At 66.1% G+C, this 19020-nt stretch carries 11 protein-coding genes and 2 tRNA genes; 7 read left to right on the top strand and 6 right to left on the bottom strand.

From position 1 onward, the window contains the following. Positions 1–114: 114 nt before the first annotated feature. A complete protein-coding gene (locus tag ACYUME_RS06785) occupies positions 115–4083 on the bottom strand; it encodes a molybdopterin-dependent oxidoreductase (protein ID WP_460418386.1) in 3969 nt (1322 codons plus the stop codon). Positions 4084–4389: 306 nt separating this feature from the next. Between ACYUME_RS06785 and ACYUME_RS06780 the strand changes: the two genes are divergently transcribed. Together ACYUME_RS06780 and map are read left to right on the top strand one after the other, a co-directional pair. Continuing rightward, positions 4390–4593: a ParD-like family protein gene (locus ACYUME_RS06780; RefSeq protein ID WP_011532704.1), complete on the top strand. Its 204-nt coding sequence runs from the start codon at positions 4390–4392 to the stop codon at positions 4591–4593. After that, positions 4590–5396 carry a type I methionyl aminopeptidase gene (map, locus tag ACYUME_RS06775; protein WP_460418385.1) on the top strand — a complete coding sequence of 269 codons (807 nt, stop codon included), beginning with the start codon at positions 4590–4592 and terminating at the stop codon, positions 5394–5396. Before ACYUME_RS06780 ends, map begins: the two co-directional genes overlap by 4 nt. A 539-nt stretch (positions 5397–5935) precedes the next feature. Here map and ACYUME_RS06770 read toward each other — a convergent pair. Both ACYUME_RS06770 and ACYUME_RS06765 read right to left on the bottom strand, forming a co-directional pair. After that, positions 5936–6012, bottom strand: a tRNA-Asp gene (locus ACYUME_RS06770). A 13-nt stretch (positions 6013–6025) separates the two neighbouring features. Continuing rightward, positions 6026–6101: transfer RNA gene (locus ACYUME_RS06765), tRNA-Val, on the bottom strand. Positions 6102–6308: 207 nt separating this feature from the next. On the opposite strand from ACYUME_RS06765, the gene rdgC reads away from it, so the two are divergent. The 3 genes from rdgC (at position 6309) to sugE (ending at position 8888) form a co-directional block, all read left to right on the top strand. Next, complete coding sequence (gene rdgC, locus ACYUME_RS06760; RefSeq protein ID WP_279886838.1) at positions 6309–7229, top strand: recombination-associated protein RdgC; 921 nt, start codon at positions 6309–6311, stop codon at positions 7227–7229. A 160-nt stretch (positions 7230–7389) separates the two neighbouring features. Next, positions 7390–8352 carry a bile acid:sodium symporter family protein gene (locus tag ACYUME_RS06755; protein WP_279886840.1) on the top strand — a complete coding sequence of 321 codons (963 nt, stop codon included), beginning with the start codon at positions 7390–7392 and terminating at the stop codon, positions 8350–8352. Positions 8353–8570: 218 nt separating this feature from the next. After that, positions 8571–8888 (top strand): quaternary ammonium compound efflux SMR transporter SugE, encoded by a 318-nt coding sequence (gene sugE / locus ACYUME_RS06750; protein ID WP_050704569.1) that lies wholly within the window; start codon positions 8571–8573, stop codon positions 8886–8888. Positions 8889–8905: 17 nt separating this feature from the next. Here the strand turns inward: sugE and ACYUME_RS06745 are convergent, their stop codons facing one another. Both ACYUME_RS06745 and ACYUME_RS06740 read right to left on the bottom strand, forming a co-directional pair. Beyond that, positions 8906–10780: an MFS transporter gene (locus ACYUME_RS06745; RefSeq protein WP_460418384.1), complete on the bottom strand. Its 1875-nt coding sequence runs from the start codon at positions 10778–10780 to the stop codon at positions 8906–8908. Positions 10781–11319: 539 nt separating this feature from the next. Further along, a complete protein-coding gene (locus tag ACYUME_RS06740) occupies positions 11320–12459 on the bottom strand; it encodes a TDT family transporter (protein ID WP_460418383.1) in 1140 nt (379 codons plus the stop codon). Between the two features lie 171 nt (positions 12460–12630). On the opposite strand from ACYUME_RS06740, the gene ACYUME_RS06735 reads away from it, so the two are divergent. Both ACYUME_RS06735 and ACYUME_RS06730 read left to right on the top strand, forming a co-directional pair. Continuing rightward, the gene (locus tag ACYUME_RS06735; protein ID WP_279886844.1) at positions 12631–13815 is read left to right on the top strand and encodes an MFS transporter; all 1185 of its coding nucleotides are present in this window, start codon (positions 12631–12633) and stop codon (positions 13813–13815) included. A gap of 317 nt (positions 13816–14132) precedes the next feature. Then, positions 14133–17609: a hybrid sensor histidine kinase/response regulator gene (locus tag ACYUME_RS06730; RefSeq protein WP_460418382.1), complete on the top strand. Its 3477-nt coding sequence runs from the start codon at positions 14133–14135 to the stop codon at positions 17607–17609. On the opposite strand, the gene ACYUME_RS06725 is transcribed toward ACYUME_RS06730, so the two are convergent. Beyond that, entirely contained in the window at positions 17581–18984 is a 1404-nt protein-coding gene (locus tag ACYUME_RS06725) for a DNA recombination protein RmuC (protein ID WP_460419302.1), read from the bottom strand. The two genes, ACYUME_RS06730 and ACYUME_RS06725, sit on opposite strands and share 29 nt — an antisense overlap. Positions 18985–19020 lie beyond the last annotated feature (36 nt).

Below are 19020 nucleotides of genomic sequence, written 5' to 3'. Positions count from 1 at the left end.
AGGGGCCTCACAAGCCTTGTGGGAGCGGGCTTGCCCGCGAAGAGGCCAGCACAAGCGCAACACCCCCTATCTGAAACGCACAATCAAGGTGCGCCCCTCACCAACCCAGGGCACTCAGTACACGTCACGCCGATAGCGCTTGTCCCGCCCCAGCGCCTCGACATAGGCAGCCGCCGCCTCGTCGCTCATGCCACCCTGCTCGGCCACCAGCCGACGCAACGCCGCGTCCACGTCCCTGGCCATGCGCTGGGCATCGCCGCAGACATACACGTACGCTCCCGCTTCCAGCCAGCGCCACAGTTCGGCGCCCTGCTCCCGCATGCGCTGTTGCACGTAGACCTTGTCGGCCTGGTCACGGGAGAACGCCGTGCTCAGGCGCAGATGCCCGCTGGCCTCCCAGGCCTGCAGCTGCTCGCGGTAATAGAAGTCGCACGCCGCCTGCTGTTCGCCGAAGAACAGCCAGTTGCCGCCGACGGCCCGACGCTGCTCGCGCTCCTCGAGAAAGGCCCGGAACGGCGCGATTCCAGTACCAGGACCGATCATGATGATCGGCGTGCGATCATCCTCGGGCAGGCGAAAATGCTTCGACGGTTGCGGCAGGATCGCCACCTCCAGGTCATCCGCGCGATCGGCGAGAAAGCTCGAACAGACGCCCTTGCGTTCGCCATGACGCACCGTGGCAACGGTCAGGTGCACCTGACCGGGATGCGCCCTGGGGCTGGAGCTGATCGAATACAGGCGTGGCTGCAAGGGTTTGAGCAGCGCCAGCCAGCGCTCCAGCGGCAAGCGCTGGGGAAACTCGCGCAGCACGTCCGCCAGCTGGCGCCCCGATGTCCAGGCCTTGAGCTCGCCCTGGCGCTCGGGCACCAGCAGTTCACCCAAGGCGCCCGCCTGCTGGCTGAACGCTTCGAGTTGTCGCACGGTGACCCGGGCGATCTCCAGATGGCGTTCCAGTGCCTGCGACAGCGGCATGGGCGCGTGCCCGTCGAGCTGAACCTGGGTCTGGCCGTCGAGCTGCATCAGCGCCAGCAGTTCGTCGACCAGCGCCGGGCAATTGCGCGGCCAGACCCGCAGCGCATCGCCGGGCTGGTAGTCCAGACCGCTGCCGGCAAGGTCGAACACCAGTTGCCGGGTCTCCTTCGTCGAGCCGGGGTTGTTGAGCAGGCGATTTTCCAGCAAGCGCGCAGGCCAGGGACGCTGTGCGGCAACGGGAACATCGAGGGCGCCAGCGTCAGACGCCTTGCTGCCCAGCGCCGGCAGCAAGGCGTCGAGCCACGCGGCGAACGGCGCGTCGAAATCAGGCTCGCAGTCGACCCGCGCCAGCAGGCGTCGCCCGCCGAGCTCCGCCAGGCGCTGGTCGAGCTTGCGTCCGAAGCCGCAGAACTGAGCGTAGCTCGAATCGCCCAGGGCCAGCACCGCGTAGGGCCAGGCGACAGCGTTCGTCTGCCCTTGCAAGGCCTGCCAGAACGCCGCGCCACAGTCCGGGGCATCGCCGTCGCCGAAGGTGCTGGCGATCAGCAACACGCTGGCGGCATCCTGCAATTGCGCCGGGCTTACCGCCTCCAGGCAGCTGAGTTCGACCGCCAGGCCCGCCTCGCGCAGGCGTTGCGCGCAGCGTTCGGCCAACGCCTCGCCATTGCCGGTCTGCGAAGCCCACAGCACGCGATGACGCGGCACCACGGCGGCAGGCTCGGACGCCGCACGGGCGAACAGACCGGCCAACAGGCCATCGACGAACAGCCGCCGCTCGGGCGCCAGCGGCGCGCAGACCGGCAGGCTCGGCACCCCTTCGCCGCGCGCCTGACCGAGGCCGAGCAGATACCCCTGCAGATAATGGCGCTCCTGTTCCGTCAGCACCGGTGTCGGCAGCGCTTGCAGGCCAAGCAGGCGGGACAGCGTGGCGGTCGGCACGGCGGCGGACTCCTCGGGCATGGCATGGTTGAGGTCGAGGGCGTCGATGCGCGGTCCGGCGACCCGCTCCAGCGCCACGGCACAGTGCTTGAAAGCCGGCTGCAGCGAAGTCGGATCGACCGCGTCACAAGTCACCGCGTTGATCGCCAGGTGCTCGCCATACAGGTCGTTCCAATGAAACGGCGCAAAGCAGCCGCCCGGCAGCACTCGCTCGCTGAGGCGCGCCGGCAGCAGCGCCTGGCCTCGGCGCGAGCGGATGGATACCTGGTCGCGATCGGCGATGCCCAGGCGCCGGGCATCGGCAGGATTGATCTCGACGAAAGGGCCGGGTTCGAGCTTGTTCAGGCTCGCCACCTTGCCGGTCTTGGTCAGGGTGTGCCAGTGGTGTTGCACACGCCCGGTGTTGAGCACGAACGGGAACGCCTGGTCGGGCAGCTCGGTCGGCGGCAGCCAGGGCCGGGCAAGGAACCGCGCCTTGCCGCTGGCGGTGGGGAAGACCAGTGTCGACGGGCTGCCGTCGGTGACATAGCGCAGTGGGCTGCGGTCATTCCCGCGCCCGGGCGCGCACGGCCACTGCCATGGCCCCTGGCGCAGCTCGGCATAGCCGATGCCGCGCAGGTCATAGCCGCTGGCGGGGTTGTGAAAGCGCCGGATCTCGTCGTACACCGCTTCGGCATCGGCGTAGTCGAAGGCCTCGGCATAGCCCATGGCGCAGGCGATACGGGCGATGATGCGCCAGTCCTCCAGACTCTCGCCGGGAGGCGCGACGGCTCGCGGCATCAGGGTGAGGTTGCGCTCGCTGTTGATCATCACGCCCTCGCCCTCGGCCCACAGTGCGGCGGGCAGGAGAATGTCGGCGTAGCGATTGGTCTCGCTGTCCAGGAACGCATCCTGGCTGATCACCAGTTGCGCCTGGCGCAGGCCGTCGATCACCTGCTGACGGTTGGCGACGCTGGCCACGGGGTTGCTGCAGATGATCCAGCAGGCCTTCACCTCGCCGCGCTTGAGCTGCTCGAACAAGGCCACGGTGCCTTCGCCGCCCTCGCTGCGCAGCGTGCCTGCTGGCAGTCGCCACTGCTGTTCGACGAAGGCACGGTCGGCCTCGACCAGGGCCGAGCGCTGCCCCGGCAGGCCCGGCCCCATGTAGCCCATCTCGCGCCCACCCATGGCGTTGGGCTGGCCGGTGAGCGAGAACGGCCCACTGCCGGGGCGGCAGATGGCGCCGGTGGCCAGGTGCAGGTTGCACAGGGCGTTGCTGTGCCAGGTACCGTGGATGCTTTGGTTCAGGCCCATGGTCCAGCAGCTCATCCACTCGCCGGCGCCGCCGATCAGGCGCGCGGCCTCGCGGATATCGGCCTCGGCCAGGCCGGTGATGGCCGCGACCCGTTCGGGATGGTAGTCGTCGAGAAAGGCCGGCAGCGTCTCCCAGTCTTCGGTATGGCGGGCGATGAAATCGCTGTCGATATCGCCGTTGGCGTGCAGCAGGTGCAGCAGGCCGTTGAGCAGCGCCAGGTCGGTGCCCGGACGCACCTGCAAGAACAGGTCGGCCTTGTCGGCGGTGGCCGTGCGCCGGGGATCGACGACGATCAGCTTCGCCCCGGCCTTGAGCCGATCGAGCAGGCGCAGGAACAGGATCGGGTGACAGTCGGCCATGTTCGCGCCGATCACCAGGAACACCTCGGCGCGCTCGAAATCCTGATAGCTGCCCGGCGGCCCGTCGGCGCCCAGCGACTGCTTGTAGCCGCTGCTGGCACTGGCCATGCACAGGCGCGAGTTGGACTCGATATGACGGGTGCGGATAAAGCCCTTGGCCAGCTTGTTCGCCAGGTACTGGGCCTCCAGCGACATCTGCCCGGACACGTACAAAGCCACGGCATCGGCGCCATGCTCATCGATGATCGTGCGCAGGCGCCCGGCCGTCTCGACGATGGCCGCATCCATACCACTGCGCACCGGCTCCTGACTGCGCTGGCGGCGCACGAACGCCTGAACCATACGTCCATTGCCCAGCGGCAGGTGGGCGGTCTGGCCTTTGCTGCACAGGCGCCCGAAATTGCTCGGGTGCTGCTTGTCGCCGCTGACCTTGACCACCTTGCCGTCGCTCACGCTCATGACGATCCCGCATCCGACCCCGCAATACGGACAGACACTGCGCACCTCGCTGCCGCTCATCGACGTACTCCTGCTGCTGGAACGACGAAGGCGCCGGCCACCCCGGCCTGCAAGCGGCAAGCGGGGCGACACGGCGCCTTCGTCGTGACGAGAATGGCCATCGACGTTGATGGCCTGGATGTCTCTGAATCAGCAAATCCCGGGCCAGCTCATCGCGGCCCCCAGGTTCGGCAGCGCGCTGGCGAACCTGGGGGCCTGTTCCATGACAATTCGTGCACCGAGACAGGGATTCGCGCACCAGCGGGTGGCACATCAAGGCCCAAAACCATATGATTCGAATACATTTCGTATACGGATGATATTCCCATGGGCATCGTCAAGATCTCCGACGACCTCCACGAAGACCTGCGCGTGGCCAGCGCCGCCCTGTCGCGCTCGATCAACGCCCAGGCCGAACACTGGATCCGCCTCGGCATGCTCGCCGAGCTGCACCCGCAAGCCACCTACCAGGACCTGCTGCGCCAGTTGCTGCGCCAGGAGCAGGCCAACCTCAAGGAACTGCTGCAATGAGCAAGGTCATCCTCAAGGACGCCGCGCAACTCGAGCTGATGCGTCGCGCCGGCCAGCTGCTGGCCCGGGTATTCGCCGACCTCGATGGTTTCGTCCGCCCAGGGGTGACGACCATGCAGATCAACGATCGCGCCGAGGCGTTCATCGTCGAAACCCTCAAGGCCAGGCCGGCGAGCAAGGGGCAGTACGGTTTTCCCTACGCGCTCAACACCTCGGTGGACCATGTGGTCTGTCACGGCATGCCCAAGGTCGACGAGGTGCTGCGCGAAGGATCGATCGTCAACGTCGACATCACCCTGGAACAAGGCGGCTACATCGCCGATTCATCGAAGATGTACAGCCTCGGGCGGATCAGCGATGACGCCCGGCGGCTGGTCGATACCACCTACGCCGCCCTGTGGAAGGGCATCGAGCAGGTCCGCCCGGGGGCCACGCTCGGCGATATCGGCCATGCCATCCAGAGCCATGCCGAGGCCGCCGGCTACAGCGTCGTGCGAGAGTATTGCGGGCATGGCATCGGCATGCAGATGCATGAAGCGCCGGAAGTCCTGCACTACGGGCAGCCAGGCACCGGCATGAAACTGCAGCCGGGGATGGTGTTTACCATCGAACCCATGATCAACCAAGGAGGGCGAGGGACGCGTAGCCTGCGTGATGGCTGGACGGTGATCACCCGTGATCACGCGCTGTCGGCGCAGTGGGAGCATACGGTGGCAGTGACTGAGACGGGGTATGAAGTGTTGACGTTACGGCGGGAGGAAGGGGCTGGGGGGTCGGGTCTGGGTCTGGAGTTATTGTTTTGAGTTTTTTATTCACATTCGAAGGCGATGGCGACATTTAGTCACCTTTCCGCCTTTACGGCGGCCTACTTTTCTCGTGGGAAAAGTAGGCAAAACCGTTCCGCTCCATTCATCCGGCCCCTACGCTTCGCTTCGGGGTTCCCTCGCTCCGGCCTTGCTCCCGGGAGGACCGCGCTGAACGGCCCATCCTGGGCCGCAGCGCTTGACGGGCATCCATGCCCGTCACCTCCCTCCGCAAGTCCTGCGCTCGGCCTACTGAAGTCGCAATTTGTGGCGCCTGGACTATCGCGCGCTTAGAAGCAAGAGCAAGCGCGCGGCGGGTTTTGAAATTGGGAATCTGACGGCTGGATACATATTGACTGCTCCACCCCACTCCAACAGAAGAGCGATGGACGCTGAAAATATGCACGACCCTGTGGGAGCGGGTTTACCCGCGAATACGGCCCTGAGGCATTCTGGTGCAGGCAGAAACAAAAAAAGCGACCCTAAGGTCGCTTTCTTTGTGGCTTCCGGGTGTTCAGTGGGCCCTGGAAGCTTGAATATGGCGCGGCGGACGGGACTCGAACCCGCGACCCCCGGCGTGACAGGCCGGTATTCTAACCGACTGAACTACCGCCGCGCTATACATCGAGTGGTGGGTGATGACGGGATCGAACCGCCGACCCTCTGCTTGTAAGGCAGATGCTCTCCCGGCTGAGCTAATCACCCTTCGTCTCGGTGTGGCGCGCATTCTACGGAGGACATCCCACCCTGGCAAGCACTTTTTTCAAATTTTTTTTCTGATCTTTCAAAGACCTAGCACACTGCGGGTTCCCTCCCTGCAATAAGACGCTACTGGCCCTCTGACAGGGTTGGCCTGGAACCACCGCTCGGAGAATAATGCCCGCCTTATGCATTAAGGAGAGATTCCCCCTCATGTGGTTCAAGAACCTGCTGACCTATCGCCTGACCCAGGATGTCCCGTTCGAGCCTGAAGCACTGGAAGCCGCCCTGGCCAGCAAGCCGGCCCGCCCCTGCGCCAGCCAGGAACTGACCACCTATGGTTTCGTCGCCCCGTTCGGCAAAGGCGCCGACGCGCCCCTGGTGCATGTCAGCGGCGACTTCCTGCTGATCGCCGCGCGCAAGGAAGAACGCATCCTGCCCAGCAGCGTGGTCAACGATGCGGTCAAGGAAAAGGTCGAAGAGATCGAGACCGAGCAAATGCGCAAGGTCTATAAGAAAGAACGCGACCAGATCAAGGACGAGATCATCCAGGCCTTCCTGCCGCGCGCCTTCATCCGCCGCTCGATGATCTTCGCCGCCATCGCCCCGCGCCTGGGCCTGATCCTGGTCAACTCGGCCAGCGCCAAGCGCGCCGAGGACCTGCTGTCGACCCTGCGCGAAGTCATGGGCTCGCTGCCGGTGCGCCCGGTCACCGTGAAGATCGCCCCGGTCGCGACCATGACCGACTGGGTCAAAGGGCAACAGGCCGCCGAAGGTTTCTATGTGCTGGACGAGTGCGAACTGCGCGATACCGGCGAAGACGGCGGCATCGTGCGCTGCAAGCGCCAGGACCTGACCGGCGAGGAAATCCAGCTGCACCTGAGCACCGGCAAGGTGGTCACCCAGCTGGCCCTGGCCTGGCAGGACAAGCTGTCGTTCGTGCTGGACGACAAGACCGTGATCAAGCGCCTGAAATTCGAGGAACTGCTGCAGGAGCAGGCCGAGCAGGATGGCGGCGACGAGGCTCAGCAACAGTTCGACGCCAGCTTCACCCTGATGATGATGACCTTCACCGAGTTCCTGCCGGCGCTGTTCGAGGCGCTGGGTGGCGAGGAGATCCCGCAGGGGGTCTGAGTCGCATGATCCGCCAGTGCCGACGCCGTCAGTGACGTTGTCGGCACTGGCCTCTTCGCGGGCAAGCCCGCTCCCACAGGGATTGCATTGCCCCTGTGGGAGCGGGCTTGCCCGCGAAGAGGCCAGTGAAAAATCAACCTACAAGAACAAGGACCTGTCCATGCGCGCCCTCGCCGCCCTAAGCCGCTTCGTCGGCAACACCTTCGCTCTCTGGGTGCTGCTGTTCGCCTGCCTGGCGTTCGTCATGCCGCAGTGGTTCGTCGCCCTCAAGGTCGCGATCGTGCCCCTGCTCGGCCTGGTGATGTTCGGCATGGGCCTGACCCTCAAGCTCGACGATTTCGCCGCGGTCGCCCGCCAGCCCTGGCGCGTGGCGCTGGGGGTGGTGGCGCACTTCGTGATCATGCCGGGCATGGCCTGGCTGCTGTGCCAACTGTTCCAGCTGCCGCCCGAGATCGCCGTGGGCGTGATCCTGGTCGGCTGCTGCCCGAGCGGCACGGCTTCCAACGTGATGGTCTGGCTGTCCAGGGGCGACCTGGCGCTGGCGGTGGCCATCGCCGGGGTCACCACCTTGCTGGCGCCGCTGCTCACCCCGGCACTGATCTGGTTCCTGGCCTCGGCCTGGCTGCCGGTCTCGTTCATGGACATGTTCTGGTCGATCCTGCAGCTGGTCATGCTGCCGATCGTGCTCGGCGTGCTGGCCCAGCGCCTGCTCGGCACCCGGGTGCACCTGGCGGTGCAGGTGCTGCCGCTGGTGTCGGTGGTGAGCATCGTGATGATCGTCTGCGCGGTGGTGGCGGCCAGCCAGGCGAAGATCGCCGAATCGGGCTTGCTGATCATGGCCGTGGTGGTGCTGCACAACGGCTTCGGCTTTTTGCTCGGCTACCTGACCGGCAAGCTGTGCAAATTGCCGCTGGCCCAGCGCAAATCGCTGGCACTGGAGGTCGGCATGCAGAATTCGGGGCTGGGCGCGGCCTTGGCGGCGGCGCATTTCTCGCCCTTGGCGGCGGTGCCCAGCGCGCTGTTCAGCGTGTGGCACAACATTTCCGGGGCCTTGCTGTCGACCTGGTTCCGGCGCATGGGTGCCCCGGATGCGGACCAGGCTGCGGTACCGGTCAGGCATTGAGGCTGGCTTCTTCGCGGGCAAGCCCGCTCCCACACGTTGAACCCTGGGGGGCGGGTTTGCCCGCGAAGAGGCCGGCGCCGTGGCCATCCATCCCCCAGGCTTGCCTCCTTTGCGCCAAATGTGCACTATAGTGCGCACTGTGAGGACGACCTTACGACGCAGCGCGTGACCAATCAGGGGACGGCCCCATCATTATTAGATAGCGATGGAGACTCACCATGTCCTGGATCATCCTGTTCTTCGCCGGCCTGTTCGAAGTCGGCTGGGCTGTCGGCCTCAAGTACACCGATGGCTTCACCCGCCCCATGCCCACCATTCTCACTGTCGGCGCCATGGTCATCAGCCTCGGCCTGCTGGGCCTGGCCATGAAGGAGCTGCCGCTGGGCACCGCCTATGCCATCTGGACCGGCGTCGGCGCGGTCGGCACGGTGATCGCCGGGATCATCCTGTTCGGCGAATCCATGGCGCTGATCCGCCTGGCCAGCGTCGCCCTGATCATCACCGGCCTGGTCGGCCTGAAGGTCAGCGCCAGCTGACCCTCACCCCTTCCCCTTCAACGCAAGTCGCCGCGCAGCAGGCTCACCTGTTCGCGCAGCGCCTCGGGCTGCGCCGCCTCCACCGGGATGGCGGCGCCAGCCACCAGGGTCACCCGCGACCACAGGCGCCTGAAAAAGCCCTTGTGCGGATCGCGACTGAAGAAACTGCCCCACAGCCCCTGCAATGCCAGCGGAATCACCGGCACCGGTGTCTCCTGCAAGATTCGGTTCACGCCGCCCTTGAACACGTCGATCTCGCCGTCGCCACTCAACTTGCCCTCGGGGAAGATGCACACCAGCTCGCCATCGGCCAGGTACTGTGCGATACGGGCGAAGGCACGCTCGTAGGTGGCCTCGTCCTCGCCGCGCCCGGCAATGGGAATGGCGCCAGCGGTGCGGAACACGAAATTGAGCACCGGCAGGTTGTAGATCTTGTAGTACATGACGAAACGGATCGGCCGGCGAATCGCGCCGCCGATCAGCAGCGCATCGACGAACGACACGTGGTTGCATACCAGCAACGCCGCGCCCTCGTCGGGAATGCGCTGCAGGTCGCGGTGCTCGACCCGGTACATCGAGTGGCTGAGCAGCCAGATCAGGAAGCGCATGGTGAATTCCGGCACGATGCGGAAGATATAGGCGTTGACCAGGATGTTGAGCAACGAGACCACCAGGAACAGCTGCGGGATGCTCAGCTTGGCCAGGCTCAGCAGGACGATGGTGACGACGGCCGACACCACCATGAACAGCGCATTGAGGATGTTGTTGGCGGCGATCACCCGGGCCCGCTCGCCCTCCGGCGTGCGCGCCTGGATCAGCGCATACAGTGGCACGATGTAGAAACCGCCGAACACACCCAGGCCGACGATCGAGAGCATGATCCACCAGGCCTCGCTCATGCCCAGCAGGGCCAGCCAGTCATGGGGCGCCTGGCCCACCGGCACATCGCCGGAGTGCCACCACCAGAGCAGGCCGAACAGGGTCAGGCCGAACGAGCCGAACGGCACCAGGCCGATCTCCACCTTGCGCCCGCTCAGGCGCTCGCACAGCAGCGAGCCGACGGCGATGCCTACCGAGAACAGGGTCAGCACCAGGGTGACCACGGTCTCGTCGCCATGCAGCCAGTCCTTGGCATACGCCGGGATCTGCGTCAGGTAGATCGCGCCGACGAACCAGAACCACGAGTTGCCGACGATCGAACGGGACACCGCTGGCGTCTGCCCCAGGCCCAGGCGCAGCGTGGCCCAGGACTGCTTGAAGATGTTCCAGTCCAGCTTCATTTGCGGTGCAGTCGCGGCAGCCCGGGGAATCCAGCGGCTGGCCAGGTAACCGAGCACGGCGGTGACGACCACTCCCGTCGCCGCCACCGTGGCATAGCTGGACGAGGACATCATCACCCCGGCGCCGATGGTGCCTGCCAGGATCGCCAGGAAGGTGCCCATCTCGACCAGGCCGTTGCCTCCCACCAGCTCCTCTTCGCGCAGGGCCTGGGGCAGGATCGAGTACTTCACCGGGCCGAACAGCGCCGAATGGGTGCCCATGGCGAACAGCGCCACCAGCATCAGTTCCAGATGATGGGTGACGAAACCGGTCGCGCCGACGGCCATGATGACGATCTCGGCCAGCTTGATCGCCCGGATCAGGCGATCCTTGGCGAACTTCTCGCCGAATTGCCCGGCCAGCGCCGAGAACAGGAAGAACGGCAGGATGAACAGCAAGGCGCACAGATTGACCCAGATCGAGCGATCGCCTTCCAGGCTCAGCTTGTAGAGGATCGCCAGGATCAGCGACTGCTTGAACAGGTTGTCGTTGAAGGCGCCCAGCGACTGGGTGATGAAGAACGGCAGGAAACGCCGCTTGCCGAGCAGGGTGAATTGCGAGGGGTGACTCATCGTCCGTGTACCTGGTTGGGCTTTGTCATTGGAGGCACGCACAGCGCGTAAAGCCACAAATCTGCACGGGAATGCCCTGCGACACAACCGGGCAGCAAGCCGGGATCCGGAGGGAGCAACGGTCGTGCTCAGATTGCTCAACCTGGCGCGATCCCTGTAGGAGATCACACAGCCTTCCGGGCTGCGCTGTCGCGCAGGGAACAAGGTTCCAGCGTGGGAGCGGGCTTGCCCCGCGATCACCGGCGAAGCCGGTGCCAAACGCCGCATCGCGGGGCAAGCCCGCTCCCACGCTGCCCCAGTCAAATCAAAGAATTATGTTTTGTTCCATGAGAGCGGGTTTGTCGGGGCGCCGAACCGCCGCGAACACCGGCAAAGCCGGTGCCAAGCTCCGCGTCGCCTGCTTCGCGGGCAAGCCCGCTCCCACAGGTACGGTGCGTGGCTCGAGGTCGGCGCGGTCTGCTGTGGGAGCGGCTTTAGCCGCGAACACCGGCGCAGCCGGTGCCACACGGCGCGTCGCTTGCTGGGCCCCACGCACGCGCTCAGCGCTGGGCGATGCACGGCGACACGAACAACTCCCCCCGCCAGGCCCCGCGCAAGGTCCGGCTGGCCACCAGCGCCCAGAGCAGCGCCAATGCCACCACCAGCACCTGGCCGAACACCGCGAAGAACCCCAACCCCAGCCAGGCCGCCAGTTTAAAGGTCGCCAGGCAGTACACGCCCAGCGGGAAGGTGAAGCCCCACCATCCCAGGTTGAACGGCATGCCCTGGCGCATGTAGCGCAAGGTGATCAGCACCGCCGTCAGCAACCACCACAACCCGGCGCCCCAGAGCACGATGCCGGCCACCAGGCCAAGCCCCCTGGCCACTTCGCCGAGACTGCCAAGGCCATTGGCGGCGAACACCGCTGGCGCATCGCCGCCCAGCACCAGCATGCCCAGCGCGCCGGTGCCGATCGGCCCGAGCGCCAGCCAGCTGGAGGCGGCCATGTTGGCCGGCGGCAATTTATGCAGCGCCATGCGCAGCATGAGGATGGTGAGAATGCTGAAGGCCACCGGCAACGATACCGCCCACATCACATAGCTGGTGATCACCACCAGGAACTGCCGGTGCGCGTCCACCAGGTGCGGCGCCAGCAGCCCGCCGCTGGCAGCGGCGACCTCGGCCGCCACCACCGGCAGCAGCCAGACGGCGGTCATCTGGTCGATGCTGTGTTCCTGGCGGGTGAACATCAGGTAGGGAATCGCCACGCCGCACAGCAGCGCCAGGCCCACATCCAGCCACCACAAGGCTTCGACCCAGGGCACCAGCGCCTCTCCCCAGCGCGCCAGGCCGAACACCAGCGCACCATTGAGAATGGTGGCCAGGCCCATGGGGATGGTGCCGAAGAACATCGACACCGTGGAATGGGCGAAAATGCGCCGGGCCTCGTCGAAGAACAGCAACCAGCGGGCGCCATACAGGACACAGAACAGGACGAACAGGCCGATGGTCAGCCACCACAAGCCTTCCGCCAGACGGTCCAGGCCGGGCACCTGCAACTGGTGAAACGCCAGCGCCAGCACGCCGGTGCCCATGGTGGCGGCGAACCAGTTGGGGGTGAACTGGCGGATCACCTCGCGGGGATGGGCCAGCTGGCTGAGCGGGCGCCACGAGGCGGCGCGGGTCTGTGGGCATGGCATGGAATGTCTCCTGGCCTTGTGTAAGGTGGATTCATCTTATGCCTGCATCGAATATCTATATAACGGGTAATTTCTCTAACTGTTATCTATTCTTTAGATATAGCAAAGACCCCGTGTGCTGGAATATGCTTGGCGCGGCTTTCCCACGACAAGAATGACAAGGACGTGTCGATGCTCACTGCTCTCAAGGGCTACCCCAAAGCTGTACGCCTGCTGCTGTTCACCACCTTCACCCTGACCATGGCCCGGGCGATCACCCTGCCCTACCTGGTGGTCTACCTGTCCGCGCACATGGGCCTGTCGATCGGCCAGACCGGCCTGCTGGTCGGTGGCGCGATGTTCCTGGCGTCGTTGCTGGGGCTCTATGGCGGCCACCTGGTCGACACCCTGCGCAGCCATACGCTGATCGTCGCCAGCACGCTGGTGTTCGCCCTGGCCTTCGTGGGCATCGTGGCCAGCACCTCGGCCATGCTGTTCTTCTGCTTCCTGGTGGTGGCCAACCTGGCCCAGACCGTGGTGGACATCGCCGCCAAGGCCGGCTTCTGCGCCTTGCTGCCGGAGGACAAGCGCGGCGAAGTCTTCGCCATCAAGTACACCTTCAACAACATCGCCTGGGCCGCTGGACCGATGCTCGGCGTGCTGCTGATCGGCGCCGACGACCACCTGCCGTTCCTGGTCTCGGCCCTGATCGGCGTTGGCCTGAGCCTGACCTACTACCGCCTGGGCCAGCGCGACCTGATGAGCCGTGCCGAGGGCGAGCCGGCGGCAGGCTTCGCCCAGGTCGCCCTGGGCATGGTGCGCGATCGCCGGCTGGTCTGCTTCACCCTCGGCGGCGTGCTCAGTGCCGTGGTGTTCGGGCAGTTCACCGCCTACCTGTCGCAATACCTGGTGGTGGCTATCCAGGACCCCGCCCAGGTGGCGCGGCTGGTGGGCTACCTGGTGACCACCAACGCCGTCACGGTGATCGTCCTGCAGTACGTGATCGGTCGGCGCATCACCCGCCAGCACCTGATGGGCTGGCTGATGGCCGGCATGGCCATGTTCATCGCCGGGCTGCTCGGTTTCTCCGTGGCCGCTTCGGCGCCGGCCTGGTGCCTGGCCATGCTGGTGTTCACCCTGGGCGAGATCATCGTGATCCCGGCCGAGTTCATGTTCATCGACCTGATCGCGCCGGAACATCTGCGCGGGATCTACTACGGCGCACAGAACCTCTCCAACCTGGGCGCCGGGCTGGGACCGATGCTGGTGGGCCTGGCGCTGGGGCACCTGATGCCGGCGGCGGTGTTCTACCTGCTGATCGGCTCGGTGATACTGGCGGGGTGTTTCTATTACCTGGGGACACGCCGTCCGGCATGACGTGGAGGCAACTGCCTTGTGCAACCCCTAATGTACGACCGGAGACATCCTTTAATCTGGCCCGGTCCCCTGTGGGAGCGGGCCTGCCCGCGAACACCGGCGTAGCCGGTGCCAGACTCCGCAGCGCCTGCTTCGCGGGCAAGCCCGCTGCCACAGGGGCATAGCGCATGACTTGAGCTGTGCGAGGCTTTTGCCGGTGCGACCCATTGGCCCTGCGACGACCTGCCACTGCGACCATCGTCGGCGCTGACGAACCGCGCCCTGCGTGCCAGACTGATTGATCGGGACCGCGTTTCTTTTCTTGCTCCGGAGTTTGCATGTCGTTGTCCAGCGGGCTGATCGCCGTGGTCGCCCTGGCCTATATGGCCATCATGTTCGCCATCGCCTTCTATGGCGACCGCCGCAGCACGCCGTTGCCGCCGCGCCTGCGCGCCTGGGTATACAGCCTGTCGCTGGCGGTGTACTGCACCAGCTGGACCTTCTTCGGCGCGGTCGGCCAGGCCGCCGAGCAGCTCTGGGCCTTCCTGCCCATCTATCTGGGCCCCGTGCTGTTGCTGATCTTCGCGCCCTGGGTGCTGCAGAAGATGGTGCTGATCAGCAAGCAGCAGAACATCACGTCCATCGCCGACTTCATCGCCGCCCGCTACGGCAAGTCACAGAGCCTCGCGGTGGTGGTGGCGCTGATCTGCCTGGTCGGCGTGCTGCCCTACATCGCCCTGCAGCTCAAGGGCATCGTGCTCGGCGTGAACCTGCTGATCGGCGCCAATGCCGACGCCACCGGCAGCCGCGTGCAGGACACCGCGCTGGTGGTATCGCTGGTGCTGGCGCTGTTCGCCATCGTCTTCGGCACCCGCAGCCTGGACGTCACCGAGCACCACCGCGGCATGGTCCTGGCCATCGCCTTCGAGTCGCTGGTCAAGCTGCTGGCCTTCCTCGCCGTGGGCGTCTTCGTGGTGTTCAACCTGTACGACGGCTTCGACGACCTGTTCAGCCAGGCGCGCCAGTCGGTACACCTGAGCGAATACTGGAACGAAACCATCAACTGGCCGTCGATGGTGGTGCAGACCGCCGTGGCGATGATGGCGATCATCTGCCTGCCCAGGCAGTTCCACGTCACCGTGGTCGAGAACATCGAGTCCCAGGACATGCGCCTGGCCCGCTGGGTGTTCCCGCTGTACCTGGCCCTGGCAGCGCTGTTCGTGGTGCCGATCGCCCTGGCCGGGCAGATGCTGCTGCCGGGCACGGTGATTTCCGACTCCTTCGTGATCAGCCTGCCACTGGCCGAGGCCCACCCGAGCCTGGCCCTGCTGGCCTTCATCGGCGGCGCCTCGGCCGCCACCGGCATGGTCATCGTCGAGGCCGTGGCGTTGTCGACCATGGTCTCCAACGACATGCTGCTGCCCTGGCTGCTGCGGCGCAACAACGCCGAGCGCCCATTCGAGGTGTTCCGCCACTGGATGCTCTCGGTGCGCCGGGTGACCATCGTGGTCATCCTGCTGCTGGCCTATGTCAGCTATCGCCTGCTCGGCTCCACCGCAAGCCTGGCCACCATCGGCCAGATCGCCTTCGCCGCGGTGACCCAGCTGACCCCGGCCATGCTCGGCGCGCTGTACTGGAAACAGGCCAACCGCCGTGGCGTGTTCGCCGGGCTCGCCGCTGGCATCTTCCTGTGGTTCTACACTCTGGTGCTGCCGATCGCCGCCCACAGCCTGGGCTGGTCGCTGTCGCTATTCCCGGGTCTGGCGTGGCTACACGGCAACCCCCTGAACCTGCCGATCACCCCGCTCACCCAGGGCGTGGTGCTGTCGCTGGCGGGCAACTTCACCCTGTTCGCCTGGGTTTCGCTGCTGTCGCGCACACGGGTGTCCGAGCACTGGCAGGCCGGGCGCTTCATCGGCCAGCAGACCAGCGCGCGCCCGTCCAGCAAGCCACTGCTGGCGGTGCAGATCGACGACCTGCTCAAGCTCGCCGCGCGTTTCGTCGGCGAGGAACGCGCCCGGCAAAGCTTCATCCGCTTCGCCTACCGCCAGGGCAAGGGCTTCAACCCCAACCAGAACGCCGACGGCGACTGGATCGAGCATACCGAACGCCTGCTCGCCGGCGTGCTCGGCACCTCCTCGACCCGTGCGGTGGTCAAGGCGGCCATCGAAGGCCGCGACATGCAGCTGGAAGATGTCGTGCGTATCGCCGACGAAGCCAGCGAAGTGCTCCAATTCAACCGGGCGCTGCTGCAAGGCGCCATCGAGAACATCAACCAGGGCATCAGCGTGGTCGACCAGAACCTGCACCTGGTGGCCTGGAACCGCCGCTACCTCGAGCTGTTCAACTACCCCGACGGGCTGATCAGCGTCGGCCGGCCGATCGCCGACATCATTCGCTACAACGCCGAACGCGGCCTGTGCGGCCCGGGCGAGGCCCAGGTCCATGTGGCGCGACGCCTGCACTGGATGCGCCAGGGCCGTGCGCACTCCTCCGAACGCCTGTTCCCCAATGGCCGGGTGATCGAACTGATCGGCAACCCGATGCCCGGCGGCGGCTTCGTCATGAGTTTCACCGACATCACCCCGTTCCGTGAGGCCGAGCAGGCCTTGCGCGACTCCAACGAAGGGCTGGAGCAGCGGGTCGCCGAACGTACCCACGAGCTGTCGCAGCTCAACCTGGCACTGACCGAGGCCAAGAGCCGCGCCGAAGCGGTCAGCCAGTCCAAGACGCGCTTCCTCGCCGCCGTCAGCCACGACCTGATGCAACCGCTCAACGCCGCCCGGCTGTTCTCCGCCGCCCTGTCGCAGCAGGCCGAAGGCATGAACGACGAGGCCCGCCAGCTGGTGCAGCACATGGACAGCTCGCTGCGTTCGGCCGAAGAGCTGATCAGCGACCTGCTCGACATCTCGCGCCTGGAAAACGGCAAGGTCAGCCCCGACGTCAAGCCATTCGCCCTCAATGAGCTGTTCGACACCCTTGGCGCCGAGTTCAAGGTGCTGGCCGCCGAGAAAGACCTGGAATTCCGCCTGCGCGGCAGCCGCCTGCGGGTGGACAGCGACATGAAACTGCTGCGTCGAGTGCTGCAGAACTTCCTCACCAATGCCCTGCGCTACGGCAAGAGCCCGATCCTGCTGGGCGTGCGACGCCAGGGCGGGCGCCTGTGGCTGGAGGTATGGGACCGTGGCCCAGGCATCGCCGACGACAAGCTGCAAGTGATCTTCCAGGAATTCAAACGCCTGGACAGCCACCGCACCCGCGCCGAGAAGGGCCTGGGCCTGGGCCTGGCGATCGCCGATGGCCTGTGCCGGGTGCTGGGGCATCCGCTGCAAGTGCGCTCCTGGCCGGGCAAGGGCAGCGTGTTCCGCGTCGGCGTGCCGATCGCCCGGAGCCCCGCGCCCGTGGCGGTGGCCCCCGTGGAACAGGTCGGTCAACCCTTGGCCGGCCTGCAGGTGCTGTGCGTGGACAACGAAGACAGCATCCTGATCGGCATGAACAGCCTGCTCAGCCGGTGGGGCTGCCAGGTGTGGACCGCACGCAACCAGGCCGAATGCGAGGCGTTGCTGGGCAAGGGCCTGCGCCCGCACCTGGCGCTGGTGGACTACCACCTGGACGATGGCGAGACCGGCACCGGCCTGATGGGCTGGCTACGGGCGCGCCTGGGCGAGCCGGTGCCGGGCGTGGTGATCAGCGCCGACGGGCGCAACGAGACCATCGCCCTGGTCCACGCCGCCGGTCTCGACTACCTGGCCAAGCCGGTCAAGCCGGCAGCCCTGCGCGCCCTGCTCAATCGGCATCTGAGCCTGGTTCAGTAAGGGCCTCGTCGGTCAGCGCGCGCTCGATCAGCTCGGCCGGCAGGCTCTTGCTGGCCCGGGCGCCGAGCAGCTTGAGCTGCTCGCTGCGGCTGACCAGGTTGCCGCGCCCCTCGCACAGCTTGTTGCGCGCCGCGGCGTAGGCCTTGTCCACCTGGGCAAGGCGCGCGCCCAGCTCGTCCAGATCCTGGATGAACAGCACGAACTTGTCGTAGAGCCAGCCGGCGCGCTCGGCGATCTCGCGGGCATTCTGGCCCTGGCGCTCCTGCTTCCACAGGCTGTCGATCACCCGCAGGGTGGCCAGCAGGGTGGTCGGGCTGACGATCACGATCTGTCGGTCGAAAGCTTCCTGGAACAGGTTGGGCTCGGCTTGCAGGGCGGCCGAGAAAGCCGCCTCGATGGGCACGAACAACAGCACGAAATCGAGGCTGTGCAAGCCCTCCAGACGGTTGTAGTCCTTGCTCGACAGCCCTTTGACGTGACTGCGCAGCGATTGCACATGCTGCTTGAGCGCAGCCTCGTCGTTGTTGCCGACGAACTGCTGGTAGGCCGTGAGGCTGACCTTGGCATCGACCACCACCTGCTTGTCGCCCGGCAGCATGATCAGCACGTCGGGCTGGAAACGCTCACCGTCGGCACTCTTGAGACTGACCTGGGTCTGGTACTCACGCCCCTTCTCCAGGCCCGCATGCTCCAGCACCCGCTCCAGGATCAGCTCGCCCCAGTTGCCCTGGGTCTTCTGGCCCTTGAGCGCCTGGGTGAGATTGGTGGCTTCGTCGGACAGGCGCAGGTTGAGCTGTTGCAGGCGCTCCAGTTCCTTGCCCAGGGAAAAACGCTCGCGCGCCTCTTGCTGGTAGCTTTCCTCGACGCGCTTCTCGAACGCCTGGATGCGCTCCTTGAGCGGGTCGAGCAACTGGCCCAGGTGCTGCTGACTGGTCTGGGCGAAGCGCTGCTCGCGCTCGTCGAAGATCTTGGTGGCCATGTCGGCGAACTGGGCGCGCAGGGTGTCACGGGCTTGCTGCAGGTCCTCCAGGCGTTGCTGGTGGTTTTCCTGTTGCTCGCGCAGTTCCGCCTCCAGGCGCGCGCCCTGGGCCTCCAGGCGCCGCAGTTCGGCCTCGCGGTTGGCGCGCTCGAGGCTCCAGGCATGGGCGGCATCGCGGGCATTGTCGCGGTCGATCTGCAGCAGTTCGAGCTCGCGCCCTTGGGCGGCCAACTGGGTCTGCTTGGCGGTATTGGCCTCGCTGAGGTCGCTGATCTCGTCGCGGCTGGCGTCCAGCTGCGCCTGCAGGCCGGCCTGGGCCAGTTGCGCGGCATTCAGGCGCTCTTGCTGCAGGGCCTGTTCGGCGTTGCGCGCGCCCTGGCCACGCTGCAGGTGCATGATCCAGCCCAGGCAAGGCACGGCCCCCGCCACCAA

It is taken from the genome of Pseudomonas sp. microsymbiont 2 (genome assembly GCF_054788395.1).
This window is presented reverse-complemented; position numbering and strand designations above follow the sequence as displayed.